Raw genomic sequence first — 5,474 nt, 5'->3', positions numbered from 1 at the left:
GGGTCAACATGCTCCGTTTCTCGAAAGCCGCCGCCGCAAAAAAGGGGTCAACATCTGCCGGAATGACAGACAAATTTCACTCAGAAAAACAACATTTTTTTTATCGCTCGGAGGGGGTCAGCTTGCTCCGGTATATCCAGCCAGAAGACGTTTAATAAGATTAATTGAAAATAAACGTGTTATAACTACCATTCCGTATAAATTGAACGAAGCTACTCGCAATGAAATACGTTTGAATCTTGATTATATAGATATCGTTACGTCAACAGCAAATGGCATTAATAAAAATACTTATGGTTTTGCTATGTTATGGTTTCATGAATCATACCATACAGGATTCTTTCATCGAGGCGATCCTACTAATAAATATCAATATTCCATATACGGAGCAGTCAGAGCAACAAATAAAATCAGAAAAGAAATGGGATATGAGTTAAGGTATAATTATGCATCAATAAGTAAACTGCGTGGTAATAAACCTCTTTTAATATATTTAAATGACCGGACTATAAGTATTACTACTCATTATATGCCATTTTCTAAACTAGCACTGAAGCAAATAAAATTAGGAAAAATTCCAACCTCATGTTATATTAAAGATTTTACAATTAAGACAAAATGAAAAATGTATTTTTGCTTATTCTATTCTTTTTATTTATAAATCATTCGAGTGCTCAAACAATTGATGAATACAGGAATGTAGTAGAGTATTTTAGGTATAATAAAGAGCTTAGAAAACAACTAAAGTATTTAACAAGAAGTAAAAAACTGATTTATCAAAAAGACAAAGGTATAAAATTTAAAGTTTCACCTCAAATCATTAGAGTTCATTATTCAAATTTTGAAAACCAAATTAATGAATTTAATATTTTCAACAAAAATCTAGATATTAATGATTTCGCGGCAATTAGCATGAGGGATTTAGAGAATAGAAGATTAAAAAAACTTCAATCGTTGTCAACAGATGGCTCTTCACGTTTGATTCTATTTTTCTCTGAAGCGTACAAAAATACTTTAACTGGGGAGTTTTTTATTATAAGTACTTATCCAAATGGTAACCAAGAATCAAATTCTACAGCGTTGGTTCATAGATCAAGAAGGCTAGCCTTTCTTGTTGTATTTGATCAAAACGATGAAGTTAAAACTGTGTATTATTATAAATATAAACGTAAAAATACTCGAAGATATTAAGTTTATAGCCCCAGCACACGCTGACATGTTGTCGCTGATATAAAGCATTAAGTGGTTACTTTTCAGAAATTTATTGCATTCATTTATAAGCCTGTTTAGTTTTAAAATCTCTCAGGGCCATATCAAGCATATTAAGGACAAATTTTTTATTTTCATCAGAGGCCTGCTGCAAGCGAATTGAAAAGCAATCATAAAAGCAGTATCGTTAAAATCTTGCAGAGTCGCTAATTGCCCACAAAATGTAAGCGTAAATAAACAATCGTGGATACTGAGCGGAGTCGAAGTATTAATGTTGTTTATTTTGAATTGTGGGCAGTAGATTTATTTGTAAGAACTTCTTTCAATTGAAAATTTTTCTGATGAAAATAAAAAAATGTACTTTTGATTTTGAATGGGATGCCTAAAATTAGACATATCGGATAATCATTTTACAATATTAGAAGTTGTACATAACTCTTTGAGTGTCAATAAAAATAGTAGTGCTGATGCTTACCTGTTTGGATTCAACGGTATGGAAATGGACAACGAGATAGATGACCAGACCGGCAGTAAGTTAGACTTTGGAGCTAGGATATATGATAGTCGATTAGGGCGTTGGTTAGCACTTGATCCATTGGCTGCTAAATATCCATTTGCAAGCCCATATAATTTCACTTTAAATAATCCAATATTATTTATTGATCCTGATGGAAAAGAAGTCTGGAAGTCAACAATAAAAAATAATGATGGAACAAAAACAGTAACACTACATTTTGATATCCGTGTTAAAAATTCAGGTGGTTTTGAATCCAAAGATGTTGAAAAATGGAGTGGTGCAATTGCTTCACAAATAGAAACCTCATTTAGTGGAAAAAGTAGTGATGGTAACATCACTTATATTGCCAAAGTAAATATGGATTTAAGTGGCAAAGATAATAGTAATAATTATACTATGGATTTTGTATCGGATGTAATTGATGGTAATGGATATAAGACAAATAATGTTGGACGAATGGATGGTGAATTTGGAAATACCAAGGAAAATAGTATGCAAATTAAAGCTTCTGGAGTTGATAATGGTATTTATGAAGAGCAAACAGAGAAAGGTGTTGGAAGATCAAGAGCACACGAAGTTGGGCATACTGGTAATTTAAGACACCCCTCCTCCTCACAGAATAAGCTTGAAGGTATCAATACAGATGGAAATTTGATGCACCAAAGTTGGAATCCAAAAGCTGGGGATAATTTAAAGTCTAATCAAATAGATGAATTCTCCAAGCATGTTCAAGATGAAAAACCCAATTATGTTAAAACAGATTAAAATGAGGCAGATATTAGTTGTAGTTATTTTAGTTAGTGTTATAGCATCTTGTATCGAACAAGAAAAAGTAATGTATAAAGCAAATTATGATGTGAAAATTAAATATTTGAATTTACCACAATCAGATAAACGAGAAATGGTTAATGATTCTTTAGTAATTGTATTTTATGGTTCTTTCATAGAAGATACGATTTTAGTAATGATTAATCAGAATCATTTTAGAACCCTAATAATATCAACTGATGAGAGAACAGGATGGTCCGGAGATATTAAAACTATAAACTATAATGACATTAAAAGCATTGGAATAAGAATAAACAATGGAAAGTTAATATATATTGAACCTCCAGTTAGGCATTACAATATACAATTGCTTTATTTAGATAATATTGCAACCATTAGCTTTCATAGGAGGCTTCCCGTCTAAGCAAAATTTACGATAAGCGAAGCTTCTATACTTTGCTTTGCACATTCTTATTCAATTCTATAACAACCATTTCGAAAAACCGAAATAAGCTGAATATTAGCAGGTTGTCAATAAACAATCGTGGATACTGAGCGGAGTCGAAGTATTAATGTTGTTTATTTTGAATTGTGGGCAGTTTGGTTTGTCTGGCAGGAACTTCAATTGAAATTTTCTGATGAAAATAAAAAAATGTACTTTTGATTTTGAATGGGATGCCTAAAATTAGACATATCGGATAATTATTTTACTATACTAGAAGTTGTACATAACTCTTTGAGTGTCAATAAAAATAGTAGTGCTGATGCTTATCGTTTCTCCTTCAATGGGATGGAAAAAATAGACGAGATAGATGGCGTAACTGGCAGCAAGTTAGACTTTGGGGCTAGGATATATGATAGTAGGATTGGGAGATGGTTGAGTTTAGATCCGTTATTTTCAAAATATCCTGATTTGTCTCCGTACGTTTTTGTAGGAAATTGTCCACTTCTGTTTATTGATCCTGATGGAAAGAAAATTGTTAATTATAGAAAGATGGTTCTTTCTAATAAGACTTTAATTAAAAAATTGAAGGCCTTTGATTTAGCTGTTGCAAGACTAGCGGAAAGAGATGTCAATTCATATAAGTTTGTAATTTCTGGTGGTGATAGATATAAAAAAGATGGTAAAATATACTCCGCTACTAACAACAAAGTCATTTCGAATTCTTCAGACCAATCACAGCATTTAAAGGAAGAAGGAGCAACAGCTGTAGATTTAAAATTTGCTGAAGGAATATCATATGATATTTTAGTACAAGCAGCAAAGGAAGTAGGCTTGAGAGTAGATCCGGATGGTAAATATGACGATGGTCACTTTCATCTTGATTTAAAGAATTCTAATGAAAAAATGCAATATAATGCAAAGGATTATATTCCTCCAAATTCTGATTTTGGACATGCTGAAAAGAAGGTAGCAGCTGTAGAAAAAATTGAAAAATTTCAAAATAAAATTGGACCTAAGTTAGATAAGATAAATAGCAAGTTAGAGAAAATAAAAGAGAGACAGAAGGCTAGAATAAAGAGAAGGGAAGAACGAGCAAAGAAACTTGCAAGTAAATAGTATAAAAAATGAACAAATTCCTAATATCATTAGTCCTGATCATTAATACATTTCTAAGTTTTGGATATAATGCAAACCTTGGAGCAAAAAATGATTCTTATTTTAGTAATAGTGAAAGCAAAATAGATAGCATGCTTAATTTGGCAGCATATAGCCATTACTTATATTTATATAGTCTTTCTAATGGTGATTATTGGCGTGATGAGACAACTAATAATAGTTATTTTTATAGGCTGTTGTTCTCTTCTGTTGGTGAAGAAGCTTATATTGATGTAGAAAAAATTGAAATATTAGAAGAAGGTAAACTTAAACTAGTAAGCAGAATAAAGCTACAACCAGAAATATTTAATTTGGAGTACTTCCCTCTTAGACCAAATTTAATAATATGGAAATCACCAATAGAAGTTGTAGTAAAAATAAATATGAATCATTATTTATTAGATTTAAGAAATACTTCAGCTAAAATAATTGAATAGTTACAAAGTTTGAATCCTATATGTAACTTTTAATAATTAATCCATAATACACCCTGCACTGCACATTCTTAGATAATTCTATAATAATCATTTCGGAAATCCGAAATAATCTGAATATTGGCATTTGTCAATAAACAATCATGGATACTGAGCGAAGTCGAAATATTAATGTTGTTTATTTTGAATTGTGGGCAGTAGATTTATTTGTAAGAACTTCTTTCAATTGAAAATTTTTCTGATGAAAATAAAAAAATGTACTTTTGATTTTGAATGGGATGCCTAAAATTAGACATATCGGATAATTATTTTACTATACTAGAAGTTGTACATAACTCTTTGAGTGTCAATAAAAATAGTAGTGCAGATGCTTACCTGTTTGGATTCAACGGGCAAGAAAAAGACGATGAAATTTCCGGTACAACCGGAGGCCACACTACAGCTATGTTTTGGGAGTATGATACACGCATTGGAAGAAGATGGAATGTGGATCCTAAACCTAATCCATCCATAAGTTATTATTCTTGTTTTGCAAATAATCCAATCTGGAATTTTGATCCATTGGGCGATACTATTAAAACTAATCAAGAAGGTTTTAATATTATTAATGAAGGTTTACAAGCTACTTTAGGAGCTAATAATCCATTTTCTTATAACGAAAAAAAAGATCTTATAACATATAATAGTAAATACGATAAATCAAATTTTTCAGACGAGCAAATAGAATTTATAAATGATTTTGCGGCTGTTGTAACTAATGAAAAGACAACAACTGTTTATGCTGTCGATTTTAACGAAATAATTCCTAGCCTGCATAATTCACAAAAACAAGCAAAATGATGTTAATATTCTGTAATACAGATAAATGCAAGCTTTGATAAAAAACATTAATTTTTTAAATAAAAATGGAGTTCATGTATATTTTTTTCCAATAAGTTACTATCTT

At 30.8% G+C, this 5,474-nt stretch carries 7 protein-coding genes; all 7 read left to right on the top strand.

The window, feature by feature from the left end; genetic code table 11:
* Window positions 1-622 (top strand): hypothetical protein (locus tag HN894_06380; protein MBT7142947.1); only part of this gene is annotated, 622 nt, incomplete at its 5' end.
* Window positions 619-1,191 (top strand): hypothetical protein, encoded by a 573-nt coding sequence (locus HN894_06375; protein ID MBT7142946.1) that lies wholly within the window; start codon window positions 619-621, stop codon window positions 1,189-1,191. The genes HN894_06380 and HN894_06375, both read left to right, overlap by 4 nt.
* Before the next feature lie 391 nt (window positions 1,192-1,582).
* Entirely contained in the window at window positions 1,583-2,491 is a 909-nt protein-coding gene (locus HN894_06370; protein ID MBT7142945.1) for an RHS repeat-associated core domain-containing protein, read from the top strand.
* Window position 2,492: 1 nt separating this feature from the next.
* On the top strand, window positions 2,493-2,918 hold the full coding sequence (locus HN894_06365) for a hypothetical protein (GenBank protein MBT7142944.1): 426 nt from the start codon (window positions 2,493-2,495) through the stop codon (window positions 2,916-2,918).
* A 246-nt stretch (window positions 2,919-3,164) separates the two neighbouring features.
* On the top strand, window positions 3,165-4,055 hold the full coding sequence (locus HN894_06360) for a hypothetical protein (GenBank protein ID MBT7142943.1): 891 nt from the start codon (window positions 3,165-3,167) through the stop codon (window positions 4,053-4,055).
* Window positions 4,056-4,063: 8 nt separating this feature from the next.
* Window positions 4,064-4,531 carry a hypothetical protein gene (locus HN894_06355; protein MBT7142942.1) on the top strand — a complete coding sequence of 156 codons (468 nt, stop codon included), beginning with the start codon at window positions 4,064-4,066 and terminating at the stop codon, window positions 4,529-4,531.
* A gap of 270 nt (window positions 4,532-4,801) precedes the next feature.
* On the top strand, window positions 4,802-5,368 hold the full coding sequence (locus tag HN894_06350; protein ID MBT7142941.1) for a hypothetical protein: 567 nt from the start codon (window positions 4,802-4,804) through the stop codon (window positions 5,366-5,368).
* Window positions 5,369-5,474: the final 106 nt, after the last annotated feature.

The organism is Bacteroidota bacterium (assembly GCA_018692315.1).
Lineage (GTDB): Bacteria > Bacteroidota > Bacteroidia > Bacteroidales > JABHKC01 > JABHKC01.
Note: the sequence above shows the minus strand (reverse complement) of the source record. Positions and strands in the feature narration are given on the sequence as shown.

Bases quoted from the DNA above. Each gene is read 5' to 3' on its own strand.
- HN894_06375 (MBT7142946.1), top strand. From the start codon at position 619: ATGAAAAATGTATTTTTGCTTATTCTATTCTTTTTATTTATAAATCAT.
- HN894_06370 (MBT7142945.1), top strand. From the start codon at position 1,583: ATGGGATGCCTAAAATTAGACATATCGGATAATCATTTTACAATATTA.
- HN894_06365 (MBT7142944.1), top strand. From the start codon at position 2,493: ATGAGGCAGATATTAGTTGTAGTTATTTTAGTTAGTGTTATAGCATCT.
- HN894_06360 (MBT7142943.1), top strand. From the start codon at position 3,165: ATGGGATGCCTAAAATTAGACATATCGGATAATTATTTTACTATACTA.
- HN894_06355 (MBT7142942.1), top strand. From the start codon at position 4,064: ATGAACAAATTCCTAATATCATTAGTCCTGATCATTAATACATTTCTA.
- HN894_06350 (MBT7142941.1), top strand. From the start codon at position 4,802: ATGGGATGCCTAAAATTAGACATATCGGATAATTATTTTACTATACTA.